This window comes from Segatella sp. (genome assembly GCF_977051555.1).
The window spans coordinates 19,019-38,465 of the sequence record NZ_CDRSSE010000018.1 but is presented as its reverse complement, the minus strand read 5'-3'; the positions used below and the strand labels follow the sequence as shown (position 1 = coordinate 38,465).

21 protein-coding genes and 1 tRNA gene are annotated in these 19,447 nt (G+C 47.7%); 7 read left to right on the top strand and 15 right to left on the bottom strand.

Translation table 11 applies throughout. The features are described from left to right. Positions 1 to 16: 16 nt before the first annotated feature. From ACWJAO_RS06290 to ACWJAO_RS06280, 3 genes are read right to left on the bottom strand one after another with little or no spacing between them, the layout of a single operon-like run. Positions 17 to 595, bottom strand: a complete 579-nt coding sequence (locus ACWJAO_RS06290; RefSeq protein WP_287587554.1) for a LutC/YkgG family protein — start codon at positions 593 to 595, stop codon at positions 17 to 19. Next, positions 592 to 1,965, bottom strand: a complete 1,374-nt coding sequence (locus tag ACWJAO_RS06285) for a lactate utilization protein B (RefSeq protein WP_449139643.1) — start codon at positions 1,963 to 1,965, stop codon at positions 592 to 594. Before ACWJAO_RS06285 ends, ACWJAO_RS06290 begins: the two co-directional genes overlap by 4 nt. Further along, positions 1,962 to 2,699 carry a (Fe-S)-binding protein gene (locus ACWJAO_RS06280; RefSeq protein WP_449139642.1) on the bottom strand — a complete coding sequence of 246 codons (738 nt, stop codon included), beginning with the start codon at positions 2,697 to 2,699 and terminating at the stop codon, positions 1,962 to 1,964. The genes ACWJAO_RS06285 and ACWJAO_RS06280 overlap by 4 nt, the downstream gene beginning before the upstream one ends. 470 nt (positions 2,700 to 3,169) lie before the next feature. Between ACWJAO_RS06280 and ACWJAO_RS06275 the strand changes: the two genes are divergently transcribed. Together ACWJAO_RS06275 and porE are read left to right on the top strand one after the other, a co-directional pair. Beyond that, a complete protein-coding gene (locus tag ACWJAO_RS06275; protein WP_449139641.1) occupies positions 3,170 to 5,329 on the top strand; it encodes a DNA topoisomerase 3 in 2,160 nt (719 codons plus the stop codon). A 6-nt stretch (positions 5,330 to 5,335) separates the two neighbouring features. Beyond that, the gene (porE, locus tag ACWJAO_RS06270) at positions 5,336 to 7,318 is read left to right on the top strand and encodes a PorE family type IX secretion system protein (protein WP_449139640.1); all 1,983 of its coding nucleotides are present in this window, start codon (positions 5,336 to 5,338) and stop codon (positions 7,316 to 7,318) included. A gap of 328 nt (positions 7,319 to 7,646) precedes the next feature. On the opposite strand, the gene ACWJAO_RS06265 is transcribed toward porE, so the two are convergent. The 3 genes from ACWJAO_RS06265 to ACWJAO_RS06255 are packed head-to-tail and all read right to left on the bottom strand — an operon-like array spanning position 7,647 to position 9,398. Further along, positions 7,647 to 8,099: a DUF5056 domain-containing protein gene (locus tag ACWJAO_RS06265; RefSeq protein ID WP_449139639.1), complete on the bottom strand. Its 453-nt coding sequence runs from the start codon at positions 8,097 to 8,099 to the stop codon at positions 7,647 to 7,649. Then, positions 8,089 to 8,628 (bottom strand): RNA polymerase sigma factor, encoded by a 540-nt coding sequence (locus ACWJAO_RS06260; protein ID WP_449139638.1) that lies wholly within the window; start codon positions 8,626 to 8,628, stop codon positions 8,089 to 8,091. The genes ACWJAO_RS06265 and ACWJAO_RS06260 overlap by 11 nt, the downstream gene beginning before the upstream one ends. Positions 8,629 to 8,663: 35 nt before the next feature. Beyond that, on the bottom strand, positions 8,664 to 9,398 hold the full coding sequence (locus ACWJAO_RS06255; protein ID WP_449139637.1) for a DUF6249 domain-containing protein: 735 nt from the start codon (positions 9,396 to 9,398) through the stop codon (positions 8,664 to 8,666). 133 nt (positions 9,399 to 9,531) lie between these two features. Here ACWJAO_RS06255 and ACWJAO_RS06250 point away from each other — a divergent pair, with 133 nt between their 5' ends. Both ACWJAO_RS06250 and ACWJAO_RS06245 read left to right on the top strand, forming a co-directional pair. Further along, entirely contained in the window at positions 9,532 to 10,947 is a 1,416-nt protein-coding gene (locus tag ACWJAO_RS06250; RefSeq protein ID WP_449139636.1) for a methyltransferase RsmF C-terminal domain-like protein, read from the top strand. Between the two features lie 3 nt (positions 10,948 to 10,950). Then, positions 10,951 to 11,436 carry a dihydrofolate reductase gene (locus ACWJAO_RS06245; RefSeq protein ID WP_449139635.1) on the top strand — a complete coding sequence of 162 codons (486 nt, stop codon included), beginning with the start codon at positions 10,951 to 10,953 and terminating at the stop codon, positions 11,434 to 11,436. 71 nt (positions 11,437 to 11,507) lie between these two features. On the opposite strand, the gene ACWJAO_RS06240 is transcribed toward ACWJAO_RS06245, so the two are convergent. The 9 genes from ACWJAO_RS06240 to ACWJAO_RS06200 all read right to left on the bottom strand — a co-directional run bounded on the left by ACWJAO_RS06240 (position 11,508) and on the right by ACWJAO_RS06200 (position 17,402). Further along, positions 11,508 to 12,026 (bottom strand): Lrp/AsnC family transcriptional regulator, encoded by a 519-nt coding sequence (locus ACWJAO_RS06240; protein ID WP_449139634.1) that lies wholly within the window; start codon positions 12,024 to 12,026, stop codon positions 11,508 to 11,510. 81 nt (positions 12,027 to 12,107) lie between these two features. Next, entirely contained in the window at positions 12,108 to 12,572 is a 465-nt protein-coding gene (locus ACWJAO_RS06235) for an ExbD/TolR family protein (RefSeq protein ID WP_418326240.1), read from the bottom strand. Next, the gene (locus tag ACWJAO_RS06230; RefSeq protein WP_449139633.1) at positions 12,569 to 13,186 is read right to left on the bottom strand and encodes an ExbD/TolR family protein; all 618 of its coding nucleotides are present in this window, start codon (positions 13,184 to 13,186) and stop codon (positions 12,569 to 12,571) included. Before ACWJAO_RS06230 ends, ACWJAO_RS06235 begins: the two co-directional genes overlap by 4 nt. Before the next feature lie 42 nt (positions 13,187 to 13,228). After that, entirely contained in the window at positions 13,229 to 13,741 is a 513-nt protein-coding gene (locus ACWJAO_RS06225; RefSeq protein ID WP_022121386.1) for a hypothetical protein, read from the bottom strand. A gap of 12 nt (positions 13,742 to 13,753) precedes the next feature. Beyond that, the gene (locus ACWJAO_RS06220) at positions 13,754 to 14,416 is read right to left on the bottom strand and encodes a MotA/TolQ/ExbB proton channel family protein (protein ID WP_449139656.1); all 663 of its coding nucleotides are present in this window, start codon (positions 14,414 to 14,416) and stop codon (positions 13,754 to 13,756) included. A 74-nt stretch (positions 14,417 to 14,490) separates the two neighbouring features. Further along, a tRNA-Ser gene (locus ACWJAO_RS06215) sits at positions 14,491 to 14,578 on the bottom strand. Positions 14,579 to 14,723: 145 nt separating this feature from the next. Continuing rightward, on the bottom strand, positions 14,724 to 15,584 hold the full coding sequence (locus ACWJAO_RS06210; protein WP_449139632.1) for a TatD family hydrolase: 861 nt from the start codon (positions 15,582 to 15,584) through the stop codon (positions 14,724 to 14,726). A 70-nt stretch (positions 15,585 to 15,654) separates the two neighbouring features. Next, on the bottom strand, positions 15,655 to 16,629 hold the full coding sequence (locus ACWJAO_RS06205) for a polyprenyl synthetase family protein (RefSeq protein WP_449139631.1): 975 nt from the start codon (positions 16,627 to 16,629) through the stop codon (positions 15,655 to 15,657). Positions 16,630 to 16,676: 47 nt separating this feature from the next. Then, the gene (locus tag ACWJAO_RS06200; RefSeq protein ID WP_449139630.1) at positions 16,677 to 17,402 is read right to left on the bottom strand and encodes an energy transducer TonB; all 726 of its coding nucleotides are present in this window, start codon (positions 17,400 to 17,402) and stop codon (positions 16,677 to 16,679) included. Between the two features lie 102 nt (positions 17,403 to 17,504). On the opposite strand from ACWJAO_RS06200, the gene porQ reads away from it, so the two are divergent. From porQ to ACWJAO_RS06185, 3 genes are read left to right on the top strand one after another with little or no spacing between them, the layout of a single operon-like run. Next, positions 17,505 to 18,452, top strand: coding sequence for a type IX secretion system protein PorQ (porQ, locus tag ACWJAO_RS06195; RefSeq protein ID WP_449139629.1), 948 nt, complete (start codon positions 17,505 to 17,507; stop codon positions 18,450 to 18,452). A gap of 27 nt (positions 18,453 to 18,479) precedes the next feature. Next, positions 18,480 to 19,172, top strand: coding sequence for a (d)CMP kinase (gene cmk, locus ACWJAO_RS06190; protein WP_449139628.1), 693 nt, complete (start codon positions 18,480 to 18,482; stop codon positions 19,170 to 19,172). Beyond that, positions 19,133 to 19,315, top strand: coding sequence for a hypothetical protein (locus ACWJAO_RS06185; protein ID WP_449139627.1), 183 nt, complete (start codon positions 19,133 to 19,135; stop codon positions 19,313 to 19,315). Before cmk ends, ACWJAO_RS06185 begins: the two co-directional genes overlap by 40 nt. Positions 19,316 to 19,447 lie beyond the last annotated feature (132 nt).

Sequence of the window (19,447 nt, the reverse complement as noted above, 5' to 3'; positions counted from 1 at the left end):
TCGGGATTTCTGCCTTTTACAAGAGTATAACTGTCACACCACGAGCAGCTTGCGCACCCATAACCAGAGCCTGCTCAATATCGGCAGTCTTGGAAGGACCACTGATGAAAATACCGAAATTGTACTTCGGATCCATCTCAATACGGGCATAAGCCTCATGCATATTGTTCACAATCTTCTCTTTTTCGAGGAATATCACAAGGTATTCCGAGATGAAAAGCACCGCTTTCTCTTTCATGGTCTGAGGAATCCAGACGCAACCATTCTCGGCAACACCCACTTCACCACGAACAATACCCACATCAGTACCATTCAGGTCATTAGCCTCAGCCACCGTATCAGGATTCTTCTGAGCAATCGTGATTTCTGGCAGATGAGAGGCAAAGACCTTGGCTTCCGGATAAGCCTTCTTCACCAGCTCATCCAGACTCTCACCCTCCTTCGCCTCTATCACATGGCCACCTACCGATTCCGTCATCTCAATAAACTGTTTCAGCGTATCCTCATACTGGATACCCTTCACATCTACGGCAGGCATATCGAATTGAACATGCGTATTCTTACGCAACTTGTTCAGGAAATCTTCTTTCTTCATTTTACTTTTCCCTCCTTCCATAATTGATGAAAACTCTTCTTGGCAAACTCAGGCATGGCGTGACCGATGCCCCAGGCATTCCAATTGCTGAAGTGCGTACAGCATTCAGGAATCAGGTTGGCGAGTGGCGCAAACTTCAGGGCAGTGGTGTAGAGCGCAGGACGCTCGAAGAGATACTTCATACCATTCGACATCTCCTTCTTCACAGGATCTGCCTTGCTCAACTTCTCCAGACTCTGGCGCCATACGTAAATCTGCGAACCCGGTCCTACCTTGGAAGGACAGACATTGTCGCAAGACAAGCACAAGGTGCAGGCAGAAACATTGTCGCTGTACTTCTGAGGATTCTTCAGCATACCCAGGTTCACACCAATAGGACCCGGTATAAAATAGGTGTAACTGTAACCGCCTGAACGACGATAAACCGGACAGGTGTTCATGCAGGCTCCGCAACGCATGCATTTCAAAGTCTGCCAGTGGTCCTTATCGGCGAGAATATCGCTTCTGCCATTATCCACCAGCACCACATGCATCTCGGCACCCGGACGAGCCTGGCGGAAATGAGAAGTGAAGGCGGTGGTAGGCTGACCGGTTCCGCAGCGGCAAAGCAGACGCTGGAACACAGCCAATGACTTATAATCAGGAACCAGTTTCTCAATACCCATCGCTACGATATGGAGCTTAGGCATGGAAGTGGTCATATCCGCATTACCCTCGTTGGTGCAAACCACGCAATCGCCGGTGGCAGCCACACCGAAGTTACATCCGGTCATACCTGCTCCAGCTTCCATAAACTGGTCGCGGAGATGATGACGGGCACAGCGGGTCAGGTAAGTAGGATCGTAGTTGCCGATTTCCTTGGAGATTCCCTTCTCCTCGAACATCTTACCTACCTCCTCACGCTTCAGGTGGATGGCAGGCATCACGATATGGCTAGGCTTCTGACCCAGAAGCTGGAGGATACGCTCACCCAGGTCGGTCTCCACCACGTCAATACCGTGCTGCTCCAGATAAGGATTCATCTCGCACTCCTCGGTGAGCATCGACTTCGACTTCACCATCTTCTTCACGTTATGATCCTTCAGGATACCGAGCACAATCTCATTGAATTCCTGCGCATCCTTTGCCCAGTGAACCTTCACCCCACGGCTCTCCAGATTCTTGGAAAACATATCGAGGTAATCGGCAAGATGGGTAATCGTGTGCATCTTGATTTCAGACGCATGCTCACGTAGGTCTTCCCACTCAGGAAGTTCCTGCGCCATTTTATCTCTTTTCTGACGAACAGACCAGAAGGTAGCGTCGTGCCAGGTGGTCTTCTCTACATTCTGCGTAAACTTCGCAGCTCTCTTGGAATGTTCTGTACTCATAGTCCTGCAGCTAATATTTGAACAACATGAATAAACTTGATCGGCATCTTCTCTTTCTTGGCGATTCCCGCCATGTGCATCAGGCAGGAAGAATCCGGACCCGTTACATACTCAGCGCCCGTAGCCATGTGGCGCTTGATCTTATCTTCGCCCATACGGGTAGAAACGGCAGGTTCCTCAATAGAGAACATACCGCCGAATCCGCAGCACTCATCCTTGCGCTCCGGTTCGTGGATGGTAATGCCTTCCACCATATTTAAAAGGTCGATAATCTTGTTGAACGGCTTGATGTGGCGCTCAGAAGGAGATGACAATCCCAGTTCGCGCACACCGTGACAACTGTTGTGTACACTCACCACATGCGGGAACTTTCCCGGCACATGATCCACCTTCAGCACATCGTGAAGGAACTCCACAACATCCATGATTTTATTTGAGGAAATACACTCGTGCTTACCCTCAAGGATTTTAGGATAATACACCTTTACGTAAGCGGCACATGAGGCAGAAGGAGCTACGATATAATCGTAATCCTTGAACAGCTCATCAAATGTCTCTATGACCTTCTCCGACTTGTCCTGAAAACCGGCATTAGCCATTGGCTGGCCGCAGCAAGTCTGTTTTTCGGGATAACCCACGTCTAGTCCGTAATGCTTAAGCAACTTGTATGTAGCCACACCCGCTTCAGGGTAAAGGGCATCCACATAACAAGGGACGAATAATCCGACTTTCATTGTTGTTATATTTATCTTGTTTGCTATTTTTTATTCTTTTTCTACATGACTAAAAGCCGTTGCAAAAGTAACAAAATAATTGCAAAAATACGACATTCTAGAGAAGAAATAATAATAATTGATGTTATTTAACTGTAAAGAATTGCTGAAAAATTGGAATAATCAATAAATAGCGTAACTTTGCATTCCGAAATAGAATCCGTCATGGCGCCATCGACCACAACATTCCCCTGTTCACCAATGCCCGTCTGGCTTCCGCCTTCATCGAGGCATTCTGCACATTGAGCCAGAACCAGCTTCAGATTAAGAGCTGGCAGGAGTACGAGTAATCCGTGCCTTTTCTATATTATGCCACACCCTCCAAGCCTTATAGGGCTTTTATTTTATTCCCCGCCATGAGAAAAAGAAGCTGAAATGATGGCTTTCTCATTATTTTATTGTACCTTTGCAAACAGAAATAAGAATAAAACATGATAGTTTGTATAGCAGAGAAACCTAGCGTGGCTAAGGACATCGCCCGAATCATCGGAGCTACCACGGCACGCGACGGTTATATGGAAGGTAATGGTTACCAAGTAACATGGACCTTCGGCCACCTTTGTGAGCTGAAGGAACCGGATGATTATACTCCGATGTGGAAACATTGGAGCCTTGCGGCGTTGCCGATGATTCCACAGCGTTTCGGTATCAAGCTCATCAACGATGAAGGCATCAAGAAACAGTTTGCTACCATCGAGAAACTGATGCAGGCTGCCGACAGCATCATCAACTGCGGTGACGCCGGGCAGGAAGGAGAGCTTATCCAGAGATGGGTGATGCAGAAGGCACAGGCGAAATGCCCCGTCAAGAGACTGTGGATTTCATCCATGACCGATGAAGCCATCAAGCAGGGCTTCCAGGAACTGAAAGACCAAGGAGAATATCAGTCACTCTATCTTGCCGGACTTTCCCGTGCCATCGGCGACTGGATTCTCGGTATGAATGCCACCCGACTTTACACATTGAAATACGGCCAGAACCGACAGGTGCTCAGCATCGGCCGGGTGCAGACCCCTACTCTTGCCCTGATCGTAAACCGCCAGAAGGAAATCGACAACTTCGTTTCCGAACCTTACTGGGTACTCGCCACCATCTACCGCGACACCCAGTTTACCGCTACCAGCGGCAAGTTTACCAGCAAGGAGGAAGGCGAGAAGGCTTTCAGCACCATCGCCGGCAAACCCTTCACGGTTACAGATGTAAGCAAGAAGAAGGGAAACGAGGCGCCACCTCATCTCTACGACCTCACCTCGCTACAGGTGGATTGCAACAAAAAGTTTGCTTACTCTGCCGATATTACGCTGAAGCTCATCCAGAGTCTCTACGAGAAGAAGTACACCACTTATCCTCGTGTAGATACCCAGTTTCTGACCGACGATATCTATCCGAAATGTCCGCAGATTCTGAACGGAGTAAGTCAGGCAAAGATTATGAGTCAGCAGAAATACCTCCCGCTCATCCAGCAGCTCGCTACTATCAGCAAGAAATTGCCGAAGAGCAAGAAGGTTTTCGACAACAGTAAGGTAACCGACCACCACGCCATCATCCCAACCGGTGTTCCGCCAACCGGACTCACCGATATGGAGGCAAACGTGTATGATCTCATCGCCAAGCGTTTCATCAGCGTGTTCTATCCGGACTGTAAATTCTCCACCACCACCGTATTGGGCGAAGTCATCAACGAAGACGGACCGAAACCGGAGAAGATAGAGTTCAAGGTAAGCGGTAAGGAAATTCTCGAACCAGGCTGGCGAGTTGTCTATGCCAAGGATGTAAAGAATACAGATGACGATGATGCTTCAGATAACGCCGCCGGAAATGCAGACTCAGGAAATGGTGCCAAGAAGGAAGTGGTAGAAGAAAGAACCCTCCCATCCTTCACAAAAGGCGAATCGGGAGAACATCAGCCCACCCTGACGGAGAAATGGACCACGCCACCTAAGTATTATACCGAGGCAACCCTGCTCCGTGCAATGGAGACAGCCGGTAAATTCGTAGAAGACGAAGAACTTCGTGCTGCATTGAAGGAGAACGGAATCGGCCGACCTTCCTCCCGTGCCGGCATCATCGAGACCCTCTTCAAGCGCCACTACATCCGTCGCCAGCGCAAAAATCTGATGGCAACCCCGACAGGCATCGAACTCATCGACACCATCCATGAGGAACTGCTGAAGAGTTGCGAGCTGACCGGTATCTGGGAGAAGAAACTCCGCGACATCGAGCACAAGACCTACGATCCTGCCGACTTCATCAACGGACTGAAAGAACAGATCAACAAGATTGTCATCGATGTATTGTCAGACAATAGCAACCGGAGAGTGACCATTATGACAGAGGAAGACCTCAAGAAGAAACCGGCTGCCAAGAAACCGGCTGCCCGAAAGGCTCCTGCCAAGAAAGCCGATAAGGCAGCAGCACAGAATACAGATTCTCAGAATGCTCCTGCTCAGCCAACTCCTGCGACCGACCCAATGGTTGGCAAACCATGTCCGCTCTGTGGCAAGGGTATCATCATCAAGGGCAAGACCGCCTATGGCTGCAGCAACTGGAAGGCAGGCTGCCAATATCGTCAGCCATTCTCGCAGATGTAAATCAATATGAAACAAATAAGATTTTATCAAATCATAACAGCAATTAGCTGCCTCTTTCTGATAAGTTGCGGCATTGACCAGAACCTGAAGAAAGCAGACAAGCATCTTTCTTTAGGCGAATACTACGATGCGGCAACCCAATATAAAAAGGTGTACACCAAGACACCTACCAAAGAGCGGGCTGCCCGGGGCAAGGTGGCTCTGAAGATGGCACGCTGCTATGATAAAATCAACAGTACGCCGAAGGCATTGGCTGCCTACAGCAATGCCATCCGATACAAGCAGGCAGACCTCAACGACCGCCTGGCTTACGCCCGGCTTCTCCTGAAGAACGGAAGTTACAGACAGGCAGCCAAGGAATTCGAATTTCTGCTCGATTCCATGCCCGACAACGTGCTGGTAAAGAACGGACTCGAATCGGCACAAAAAGCCCCAGTCTGGAAGAAGGAAGGAAGCCGGTACAAGGTAAAGCGGATGGATGTTTTCAACTCCCGAAGAGACGACTATTCGCCGATGTTCCTCAGCGATGACTACAGCCAGCTCTATTTCACCTCAACCCGCAACGAAGCCCAAGGCAGCGACCTGAACGGAGTGACGGGAACGAAATCAGCCGACATCTTCTTCTCTGAAAAGAACGATAAAGGCAAATGGAGCAAGCCGGAAGCCATCGGAACCGGTCTCAACACCGACTACGAAGAGGGCGCATGCTGCTTTACCCCAGACGGCAAGCAGATGTACCTCACCCAGTGTACCACCGATCCCACTTCGCCCCGATTAGCCCAGATAGTAACCTCCAACCGCTCAGATGCAGCCTGGAGCAAGCCTACAAATCTGCAAATCAGCAAAGATACACTCAGTTGCTTTGCCCATCCAGCCATCTCTCCTGATGGCGAATGGCTCTATTTCGTATCAGACATGCCGGGCGGAAAGGGCGGTCTCGACATCTGGCGAGTGCGCATCACCCCTGCCGGACTGGGCGGTGTAGAGAACCTGGGCGAACCTATCAACACCCCAGGCGATGAGATGTTCCCTACCTTCCGTCCTAACGGCGACTTCTACTTCAGCAGCAATGGTCATGTAGGAATGGGCGGACTCGACATCTATATCGCCAAAGTAAATTCCCTCACCCGGAAATATGAACTCACCCACCCCGGCTATCCGCTGAATACAGAAGCCGATGACTTCGGAATGACTTTCGAGGGGCTCCACAACCAGGGTTTCTTCTGCTCTAACAGAAAAGACGGAAGAGGCTATGACCATATCTACTCCTTCGAGAATCCGGAGATTGTTACCACGATGAAGGGATGGGTCTACGAGAAAGACGGTTATGAACTGCCTGCCGCAGAGGTGAGAATCGTAGGCAACGACGGAACGAACAGGAAACTATCCGTCAAGGGCGACGGTTCGTTTGTCCTCCCTATCAATCCGCATGTCGACTACCTGGTGATGGCATCCTGCAAAGGCTACCTCAACCACAAGGAAGAACTTCGGGTTGATTCGGCTAAAGAGAGTAAGGAATACGTGCTCCAGTTCCCGCTGGCTTCCATCACAGCCCCCGTACTCATCGACAATATCTTCTACGATTTCGACAAGGCAACCCTTACCGAAGCCAGTACAACAGCCCTCGACCAGCTGGTAACGCTGCTGAAAGAGAACCCGCACGTTACCATCGAACTCAGCGCCCATTGCGACTACAAGGGAAACAGCGAATATAACAAGCATCTGTCTCAGCGCCGCGCCCAATCGGTAGTAGACTATCTGATAAAACACGGCATAGAGAAAGAGCGCCTCATCCCTGTGGGCTACGGCAAGGAGAAGCCGAAGAATGTGCGCAAGAAACTCACCGAGAAGTATCCTTGGCTCAAGGAAGGCGATGTGCTCAGCGAAGAATTTATCCTGAAGCAGAGCAAGGAGCATCAGGAAATCTGCAACCAGCTGAACCGCCGAACCGAGTTCAAAGTGCTCCGCACTACCTATAAATTGTTTTAGAAACCGATATCATAAGCATAGGTGCTCTACTGAAAAAGTAGCAGCACCTATTTGTTTTTCTATATTCAGCAATATTAAATCTTCGTCCATCGACGCTGAATGTCCGTTCAGCGACGTTGAATGTCCGTTCAGCGACGTTGAATGTCCGTTCAGCGACGTTGAATGTCCGTTCAGCGTCGATGAATGTCCGTTCAGCGTCGATGAACGGAGATTTCAAGAGCATAAAGATGATATTTATAGTAATAAAAAACTCTTTCTATTAGCACTAAAAACTATTCTGCTAATAGAAAGAGTTAATCATTCATACAATTGATATCAGGGAAGAAACCTACTGACGTGCATCAGCCAGCTCATTATATCCCCAAACCATGATGAGGACAACGAAGCCAGCCAGCACCATCAGGAGATTCTGAGAGTGAGCGACGGAGTCTGTTACATGCGTAAGCGCACGGGAACCGGAGAGGAGGAAATCTATCTTCATAGAGAAAAGCCAGCCCTGAATCTGCTCCCAGCCCTGGCAGACTACGGCTATGATGATGCCGGCTGCCACACAGGCTGCCGTCCATAAATGTTCCAGGCGCTGGCGCTTAACCAGCGACTTCTCTATTTCTGTTTCGGGTAAAGCCGGCAAGGCATGCATCACCCTATCGGAGAATCCGTCATCGGGAATCTCAGACATCTGGCAATCGGCAAAGAACTGCTGCAAGAGCTCTTCATCCTGAAGGCTCAACGGCTCTTCGTTTATGTTCTTCAACTTATTATCATTTATCTTATCGGTCATAACCATTCTGTTTTAAGTAACTTGCAAGTTTCTGTTTTCCACGAGAGAGATGCGACTTGATGGTGCCTTGCGCCATTCCCGTCACCTCTGCAATCTTATCTATAGAGAGTCCATCCATCAGCTGCAGCGTGATGCATGTACGTTCATTTTCGCCCAATATCTGTAGGGCTTTCATCAAATCCATCTTCAATCCGGCATTGGTGCCCTGTGCATTCCTGTTGGAAACGGCAGGCGTATCGATGTCCTGCGTCTCCTTATGACTGCGGGTATAATCATACCATACATTATAGGCTATGCGGTAGAGCCAGGTGGAGAAAGAGGCTGTACCCCGGAAACCGGACAGATGGGTATAAGCCTTTACAAAGGTATCCTGAGCCAAGTCATCACTCAGCTGCGCATCTCCCAGCGTCTGACGCAGGAAGAACCCACGAATGGGTGACTGATACTTCCTGACCAGCAGGTCGAACGACTTGCGGTCATGAAGCATCACCACCTTCGTGACGAGAGAGATATCGGATAACTTTTCCACCTTATATATATTAACTAATAATTGTTGTTTGATTTTTACACCGGAGTACCATTATATCCCGTGCCCTGATCGCCATGACGGTTCTTCCACCAATCCTTGATGGCTGGAAGCGAACCGATAACGGTCTGACCGATGCCATAGAAGAAGACCAGGGCTCCGATGCCAGCCAGGAAACCAGCATCCCACCAGGCAAACATGGCGCACAAGCCGGCTCCTAGGAAGGCATTTCTCAGTCCGCGTTTCACGAGATATTCATCGCTCTGCTTGTCTATCGGCCGGTCGCTTTCCGGAACATTGATGCCCTTCTCCATCGCCATCTCCGCCAGTTTCATCCGGTCGTTGTGTCTACGCATCAGATAACGGACGATGAGAAAGACGATAATCAAAGGGGCAAAGATGAACAACAAGCCGAAAATGATGCAGAAGACGATGATTAAAGACAACGCACCACGACCAAACACAGAACCGATGAAATCGAACGGATCATCATAGTTGTCTAAACTGTATTTAGAATGAACAGGTCTATTATCATTCTCATCATAATCATCATAGTTGGCCGAATCCGTACTGGTCGTATCAGAGTAAGCCTCCAACGCCTCGTCGTCTTTATCCTTCGAAGCAGATGGCTGTGCGGCAGATGCAGGAGCAGCCTTTGAATCTACCTGTTGGGTAGTTGGATGATAACGATGTTTTGGAGCAGAAGACGCCAAAGACACTTGGGTGGCTCCGATGCTCATAACGAGCGCTAATGCCAATATTGCTTTCTTCATATCATTATTTTTTATTGTTTTACCTTGTTATTTTGAAAAATTTCTGCTTCTTAGACGCATCTCTTCGCGATTTAGTTGCAAAGAAACGAAAAATTTCTTATTTTTGCAAACAAATTAAAGAAAAAGAGACAGAATGAAGACATTACCTGAAGATTTCAGAACATATACGCAGGCGCTGATGGGCGAAAAGCTGTATCAGCGTCTGGAGCATGCTATCCTTGAAGAGGAGGCGCCAACCAGTATCCGCATCAATCCTTTCAAATGCAAGGATGCAGTAGGCGAACCGATTCCCTGGTGTCCGGAAACCGGACGTTATCTCTCTACCCGTCCCGGATTCACCTTCGATCCGCTGCTGCATGCCGGCTTATATTATGTGCAGGAAGCCGCATCTATGTTTGTAGATATGGCTATCCGACAGTACGTAAAAGAACCGGTGATGATGCTGGATCTCTGTGCTGCCCCTGGCGGAAAGTCGACTGCCGTAAGGGCTGCCTTGCCGGAAGGGAGTCTGCTCTTCAGCAACGAACCGATGCGCACCCGCTCGCAGATTCTAGCCGAGAACGTACAGAAGTTCGGTCATCCGGATATGATTGTTACCAACAACTATCCTCGCGATTACAAGAAATCGAAGTTGCAGTTTGATGTGATTCTTACCGATGTTCCCTGCTCCGGCGAAGGAATGTTCCGCAAAGATGAAGGGGCTATCAGCGAATGGAGTACCCAGAATGTGAACAACTGCTGGCAGCTGCAGCGCGAAATCGTTTCGGATATCTGGAACTGTCTGAAGCCAGGCGGTATCCTGATTTACTCTACCTGCACCTTCAATGCGCACGAAGATGAGGAGAACGTGGACTGGATATGCGAAGAACTGGGTGCAGAAGTGATGGCACTGGAGGGAGTAGAAGATGCATGGAACATCACCCACAACCTCACGGGCAGCGACTTCCCGGTTTACCGATTCATTCCTGGTGTTTCGCGAGGCGAAGGTCTGTTTATGGCAATTCTGAAGAAAGAGGGCGAATGGGAAGCTGGTTCATCAGCCAAGGAGAACAGGAAGGATAAGAAGAAAAAAGACAAGAAGGTGGCGAAAGGAAAGGGGCTGGAGATTCCGGTCGGCTGGCTGAAGACTGATACAGAATGGGTGCCAGCAGAGAGCAACGAGACGGTTTACGCCATTCCGGGCAGATGGAAAGACATCTACGACCAGGCTGAAAAGAACCTGAAGGTGCTGCATGCAGGTGTGAAACTGGGAACAGACAAGGGAAAGGGTCTCATTCCCGACCAGACTCTAGCCCTCTCTACGATGCTCAACAAAGAAAACTTCCCTCAGGTGGAGTTATCCTACGAAGATGCCATCCGCTACCTTCGCAAGGAGGCTGTGAATCTGCCTGCCGATACGCCTAAGGGCTATGTACTGGTAACCTACAGACAGGTTCCGATAGGCTGGGAAAAGAACATTGGCAACCGTGCCAACAACCTCTATCCGCAGGAGTGGAAAATCAAGAGCAGCCACATTCCTGAAGAACAATTTACAGTTAACAGTTTATAGTTTATGCTTAATATCATCGCCTGCATATCAAAGAAACATAGAGCCATCGGATATCAGAACCGGTTGCTCTATACTATCCCGTCGGATATGACCCGATTCCGTATGCTCACAACCGGACATGTCATCATCATGGGCAGGAAGACATTTGAGTCGCTGCCGAACGGAGCCTTGCCCCACCGCCGCAATATTGTTATCTCGAAGACAAGAGAGCAGATAACAGGGTGCGAAGTATACACCTCTCTGGAAGAAGCACTGGAAGCAAGGAAAGAAGCGGCAGAAGATGAATGTTTCATCATCGGAGGAGCCAGCATATATGAACAGGCTTTGCCTTTTGCAGACAAGCTTTATCTCACAATCGTAGAAAAGGAACCAGAACATGCCGATACCTTCTTTCCGGAAATCAATCCGGCAGAATGGGAAGTGACAGAAAAAGAAATGAGGAATGAAAACGGCTTACCGTTCACATTCCTCACCCTTTATAGAAGATAGCATCAAAAAAGCAGCAAGCCCTCTGGAGCCTGCTGCTTTTTCAGTTTATATCATATCGTTATTTATCTACCTTATTTCTCTGCTGTTTCATCTTCTGCAGTTTCATCTTCATCATCATTGAAGCTCTTGAGATCCTGCATAGAAAGCTGACGGTTGATAGATGCATTGAAAGAGATGATGGTCTCGCTGCGAGACAATCCCAATGGCTGCAACTTATCGTGGATGATTTCCAGAAGATGATGGTTGTTGAGCGCATAAATCTTGATAAACATATCAAAGCCACCTGTAGTATAGTGGCACTCTACAACCTCAGGAATCTTCTTCAACTCCTCTACAACATGGTCAAACTTCTCAGGCTCCTTCAGATAGAGTCCCATATAGGCACAAGTTTCGTAACCTATCTTTTCTGGGTCAATGATGAATTGTGAACCCTTGATGATACCAAGATTTGTAAGTTTAGCAACACGCTGATGAATGGCAGCACCGCTCACGTTGCAAGCGCGTGCCACTTCCAAAAATGGAATACGGGCATCCTGAGAAATCAGCTTCAGAATCTGCCTATCTAATGAATCTAAAATTTGTTTTGACATAATACTAATAATTTGGTTGCAAAGATAATACAAAAAACTAATAAAAGCAATTTTTTAAGAGAAAAACATGATAAATTAATATTATTTTCCTTTTTCTGTGGCAGAATAGCTTATTTTTAATGCTTTTGCCTGTCGCAAAGCCTGCTTTACATCGGTTATCACACCCATCTTTGTCTCTTGGTCTGCTTTGATCGAAACGGTCATCTGCTTCTGGTCTTCCGGTGACATACGCTTCTTTTCTGCCGAAATGTAATCCATCACTTCGGGAGCCGAAGCAAACTTGTCATTCAACTGAATCTGGGTACCGGTACCATACTTTGCCTGCATCTCTTTGGTTGGTTTACCTATATAGATATGGCTCACCGCCGATTTCTTGGTCAGTCGGGTGAGTTCCTTACCCTGTGGCAAACGGCAGTCTACCTTCAAGGTAACCTGACGCATGTGGGTAACAATCATAAAGAAGAACAGTACGGAGAAAATGAGGTCTGGCAGAGAAGATGTATTCAACCCTGGCACTTCATGCGATTTCTTATGAAAATTCATCATTGTTTACCTCCTTTCTGCTGTTCTGCAGCTGTTTCTATCGTTTTCTCTTCCCCCTGCTTTTCTTCAGCATTGGCATCAACACGCTGGTCGGTTTGAGTCATCGCATTGGCATACGACTCTGTGATGCGCTGCGGACAGATGTTGCGCACCTGTTCTTTCTGGTCATTGTTCAAGAGGGCATAATCCCTGTGATATTTCTTCTGGGCTGTTTCATTGCGTAGCTGGCTATATGCTTCCATCAGCTGGTTCTGCATCTGGAAATAGAGATTATAGTCGGCATCGCGGTCACTCTCGATAGAGATGAGATGTTTCTTGCCCAGGCGGTGTACAAAGCGGATGGTTTCTTCCTTGAGCTGGCTTACCTGCATCGGCTTGCCGTTTACCAGAAGCGTATCGCCAGCCGTCAGGTGCAGCGCCATCAGGTTAGCCTTATCAACCATCGTCTGTTGCTGCTCCTTCTTCTGCGGTTCAGGTGAAGGGAGTTGGCGCAACAGTCCCTTATCCACATCCATTGATGTGGTGACAAGGAAGAATATCAACAGCATGAACGAGATGTCGGCTGTAGATGTGGTATTCAGTCCCGGGGTTTCGTGTTGCTTCCTTCTAATCAGCATATTTAATCCTTATTTATAGAATAGAGAGCCCAGAGAGCTCTCTTAGTTTTTCTTTCGAATATAACGTGTGGCACCGAAACAGACGGCACCGATTCCTGCCACCAACATCAGGAGTGATGTGATGACAAACATATCTGAAAGCTTGAGCCAGAGCCAGTCGGCATAATTCTCGCCATTGATGAGCATCGGAGCAGAACCACCCAAAAAGAAGGTAAGCAGCAAAACTGCCAGCGTTCCGATCCATGTGATGCGGAAGATGCGGCGCACGGGAATGCCATTCACTACAGCCTCCGACTTGCTGCTGCGATAATCTCTGATCATCGAAAAGACTGCCAGACCCACACCTCCTATCAGGAAGAGCCACATCAGCAGGATGAGCACATCGGTAAAGAGAGGCGCATTGAAGTCAGGGTTCTCTTCGAAAGGCAGATCGTAGCCTACCAAAAAGAACAGACCGAAAACCAGCACCGCCAGTCCTATCATGATATAGAACACCTGCTGCGATATCTTTTCGGCTGACTTCGTCTTCTGCTTTGAAAATTGAAATTTAACCATTTCTCTCTTCGTTTATTTGTTCTTGGCAATAATATCCATTAAAGTAACCGCCGACTCCTCCATCTGGCTTGTCAGGTGCTCCACCTTAGAAACGATGTAGTTGTAGAAAATCTGAAGGATGAGGGCTACGATGATACCGAAGATGGTAGTGATGAGCGCCACTTTCATACCCGAAGCAACGATAGTAGGACTGATATCGCCCGCCTGCTGAATCTGGTCGAACGCCATCACCATACCAATCACGGTTCCGAGGAATCCGAGCGATGGAGCCATTGCGATAAAGAGTTTGATCCAGGAGCATCCCTTCTCCAGGTTAGCCGCCTGAACGGTACCATATCCGCTCACCGAGCGCTCGATATCATCAAGACTCTCGCTGATATGCATCAAACCCTGGTAGCAGATAGAAGCCACCGGTCCGCGGGTATTCCGGCAGAGCGTCTTAGCCCCTTCCACATCGCCAGCCGCCACCTTCTGGTCGATATCCTGCATCAACTTCTTGGCGTTGATTTCGGAGAGACTCAGATAGATGATGCGTTCGATACAGAAAGCCATACCCACAATAAGGGCGATGGCAACGAGAGACATAAATCCCGCATTACCCTCTATAAACTTTGTCTTAAGAGCTTGATGAAATCCCATGTTCTCCTCTTGAGCCATCAAAGGCAGAGAACACATCCAAGTGAAAACCAATATTGCAAAACGTGCAATAGCTGTATTTTTCTTCATATACCTTATTATATATATAAAAGCGGAAAGAGGGGGATTCGAACCCCCGAACCGGTTTTGCCGGTTACACGCTTTCCAGGCGTGCCTCTTCAGCCACTCGAGCACCTTTCCATATTCCGAAGAACTCTTCTTAATCACCGCAACATGCTGCTGCAACAATTTCGAAGTGCAAAATTATTGCTTTTCCTCCGAAATACCATAACTTTCATTGTTTTTTTATGTTTATTTAAGGAGTTTTGAACGCTTACTACTATACTTACGATACAGACAGCGGGAAAATCCGTTCTGCATTGAGGTTGGTCTGTCGGGCAAACTCCTCTTCGCTTACGCCATAAGCCTTGGCGAGCGTCTTCATCACTTCTACCACAAAAGCGCTCTCGTTACGCTTGCCGCGATAAGGAACAGGCGCCATATACGGACTGTCTGTCTCCAGTACGATGCGATCCAGAGGAACCACAGCCGGCAGATCTTCTCTGAGATGACTGGTCTTGAAGGTAGATACACCACCGACGCCCAAGACAAACTTATCAAAGGAGAGCAGTTCTTCGGCTTCCTTCTGGTTGCCCGTAAAGCAATGGAAGACGCCACCCGGCAGTTCCTTCTCATACTTTCTGAGCAGATGCACCATCTCGTTCTGTGCCTTACGGCAATGAATCATCAGAGGGAGCTGGGTTTCTACCGACCACTTCACCTGTTCCTCGAAAGCCTCGAGCTGCTCGTTTTCGAACTCACGGCTCCAGTAATAATCCAGTCCTACCTCTCCGATAGCGATAAAATCAGAAAACTGAGGAGAACCACCCTCAGGATTGGCATTGCCTGATTCGCCCACAGGATTGGCATTGCCTATCATGCGATGTTCCTCCAACATCTTCCGGAGTTCAGCCAGCTGTTCTTTCCAGTCTTCCTTCACCTCTTCAGGATGCAGACCAATCATCGGATAAGCATAGCCCGGATATTCCTTAGCCAATGCCAGGACCGCGTGTGTGGTCTTCACATCGATGGCAGGCAAGAACACCTTGCTTACCCCCGCTTCCCTGGCACGAGCGAAAGCCTCCGCCCTATCCTCATCAAACTCCTCCGCATCAAAATGCGTATGTGTATCTATTACTTTGAACATTGAACTTTGAACTTTATGATTAGTAAAGCCGATGAATTCTTCACTCTTCGTTCTTCACTCTTCACTTAAATTAGTACTGTCGCTTCATCATTTTCTGAGCATACTTCGCCAACTCCTCTTTGCGCTCAGCAGGAACATTGACGGCATCGAGATACTTCTTGCTCTGCTCGAAATAATAAGCAATCTTATCCTGTGCCAGTTTATCGATACCAATCTCGTTGTATAGACGGGTAACGGCAGCCACCTTCTCTGCGCGGTCGAAATCCTTGGCATCCACCCATTTCTGGAGTTCTGCACGCTGAGTATCATTGGCAAGATTGAAAGCATTGATGAGCATGTAAGTCTTCTTATTAGATGTGATATCGCCACCAATCTCCTTACCGAACACCTTGGTATCGCCGTAAACATCGAGGTAATCATCCTGCAACTGGAACGCCAATCCTATCTGCTCGCCAAACTTATACAGGTTCTCAGCATCCTCATCAGAAGCATCGGCAAGGATAGCACCCATCTTCAAGGCACAAGCCAGGAGAACGCTGGTCTTGAGGCGGATCATCTCGATATATTCCTCCTCCTTTACATCGTTGCGGTTTTCAAACTCCATATCAAACTGCTGACCTTCACCTATCTCAAGGGCAGTGGTTGTAAAAAGCTTCAACACCTTGGCGAGATGCTTTTCATCACATTGAGCCATACGTTCATAAGCCAGTACGAGCATGCTGTCGCCCGAAAGAATCGCCGTATTGGCATCCCACTTCTTATGAACCGTTTCATGACCGCGACGCAAATCAGCATTGTCCATCAGGTCATCATGCAGCAAAGTATAGTTATGATAAGTTTCCAGGGCAACGGCATTCATCAGAATCTTCTCAGGATTGTCCTTGAAAAGATTGTAGCCCAGGAGCATGAGCGTAGGACGGATGCGCTTACCACCCATAGAAAGTACGTATCTGATAGGCTCATAAAGAGACTTTGGCTTTCTTTCGTAAGGCAAATTTGCCAAAAACTCATTTACCATGCTTAAAATTTCATCTGCTGTCTTCATAATAATGTATATTTATAATGTATAATTTACAATGAATAATTCATAATTTATAACTGGAACACTACCGGGATGGCTATCATCGTGCGGCAGACCTTGCCTTTATCGATGCCCGGCTTCCACTTCGGCATCATCTTCATCACTCTCAAAGCTTCGTTGTCGAGCAACGGGTCTACCGATGTGCTTACCTTGATATTTGCCACACTACCGTCCTTGTTCACGATGAAAGATACCACTACGGTTCCCTGAATCTTGCTCTTCTGGGCAGCCACAGGGTACTTCAGGTTCTTGGTAAGCCACAGCATAAAGGCAGACCAGCCACCAGGAAACTGCGGTATCTTCTGAACGACGGTCAGTTTGATAGGAGCCTCAGCTCCCGGATTCTCAATCGGAGTTTCAGGAACCGCTTCCTTCACCTCAGCTCCATCCACTACACCCGAGCCGTCGCCGATAACCAGTTCGCTGGTTGTAGAACTGATTTTCGTCGGAGCCTGCTGAGGCTGTTGTTCGGCAGCCTTCACTTCCTGGGTAATCGATTTAGAAGCAGGAGCCGAAACAGCCTCCGCACTCACCATATCTTTCTGGTCGGGACGAGCCGACATTTCCAGATCCTGTGAGAGATCTTCCATCGATTCAGACAAGTCATCTTCTCCCTGCGGACCTCTCTGATATTGGAGTCCGACGAAGATGAAAGTAAAAGCCAGCAGCAATCCTAGCAGGAAAAATGTAACCCGCTTATCTTCCAGTTGTGCGCTATTTGATTTCTTAATTTCCACAATAAAATCCGTTTAAAATCGTTATTTCCTACGAAAACATTGCAAATTTACTTCTTATTATTGAAAAAAGCAGTATCTTTGCCAAAGAATTAGAAAATTTAAATGAAAAAATATGTAATTTCCGCTATATTGACGCTTTTTGCGACAATTATTGATGCTCAAGAGAGCCAAACGGGGTATAATTTCCTTCGCTTGCCGGTGAGTGCTCATGCAGCTGCTCTGGGTGGCGACAACATCACCTTGATAGAAGATGATGAAGCACTCATATTCCATAATCCGGCTCTCCTGTCATCTGTAAGCGACAAGACGGTCAATCTCAATTATATGAACTATATGTCGGGGGTGAACACAGCCTCGGCAAGCTTCAACCGTATCATCAATGATAAGGCGACATGGGCTGTTTCGGCTCAGTTTATTGACTACGGAAAGATGAAGGAGACGGATGAGAACAACATCCAGATGGGTGAGTTCTCGGCAAAGGATATTGCCGTTGCGGGTTACTTCTCTTATATGCTCGGTGAGAAATTCGCGGGTGGTATTGCCGCCAAATTCATCACTTCGTATATTGGCGATTACAATTCTATCGCAGTGGGAGTGGATTTGGGTATCAACTATTACGACCCGGAAACGGAATGGTCGGCTTCTTGCGTGGCAAAGAACCTGGGTGGACAGTTGAAAGCCTACGATAATGAATACGAGAAGATGCCTATCGACCTGCAGTTGGGTGTGACGAAACGCTTCGCCAACGCACCGTTCAGGGTTTCAGCCACACTGGTCAACCTGAACCATTGGGACAGCAGTCTTCGCGATCATGCCGTGGTAGGTGCCGACATTCTGCTTTCTGAGAGTCTGTGGATAGGTGCCGGCTACAACTTCCGCAGAGCCAACGAGATGAAAATCAGCACCTCTGAAGATGAGGAAAGCAGTCATGGAGCGGGCTTCTCGGTAGGTGGCGGTATCAACCTGGAGCGCTTCCATCTGAACGTTGCCTACGGCAAATATCACGTCAGTAGCAGCAGCCTGATGCTGAATGTAAGTTACAGATTATAAATTATACATTAAAGTTAGTTCGAAATTATGAAGAAAATAACAATAGCAATAGACGGATACTCTTCTTGCGGTAAGAGTACGATGGCAAAGGATCTAGCCAAGGAAATAGGTTATGTTTATGTAGATACGGGTGCGATGTACCGCTCGGTAACTCTCTATGCGCTGCGTCATCAGCTCTTCGAAGCAGATGGAGCCGTAAAGACTGAAGAACTGCAGAAGGAGATGAAGAACATCAGCATCTCATTCAAGTTTAATGAAACAACCGGTCGCCCAGACTGCTATCTGAACGGCGAACTGGTAGAAAAGGAAATCCGTTCGTTAGAGGTTTCCAGCCATGTAAGTCCGATTGCCGCCGTTCCTTTCGTCAGAGAGGCGCTGGTAGAGCAGCAGCAAAAGATGGGCGAAGACAAGGGCATCGTGATGGATGGTCGCGATATCGGTACCACCGTGTTCCCGAATGCCGAACTGAAGATTTTCGTAACAGCCAGTTCACAGGTGAGAGCACAGCGTCGTTTCGATGAACTGAAGGAGAAGGGAATGCCAGCCGACTTCGATGCGATTCTGAAGAATGTAGAGGAGCGCGATTATATCGATACCCACCGCGAGACTTCTCCACTGAGAAAGGCTGATGATGCCATCACGCTCGATAACAGCAATATGACCATTCCGGAGCAAAAGGCATGGCTGATGGAACAATATCAAAAAGCAATAGAAAAATAAGCTACAGAAAAGAGACTACCGGGGTAGCAATGCAAAAATACGTTAAAGAGTATACTTTTACCGATAAATTTATTTTATTCGATGAAAAAGATTTGGAAAAAATATTTCAATGTAGTATCTTTGCAACCATATTAACAAGGTAGTAATGATATAGATTATAAATTTTGAGTTAATTACTGTTTTTTGAAGGTGATAGGTCTTCGGGAGAAGATTTATCACCTGTTTTATTTTCAGACAGTTTATAAAAGATAAACCCACTTGACGTTGTAAAACAC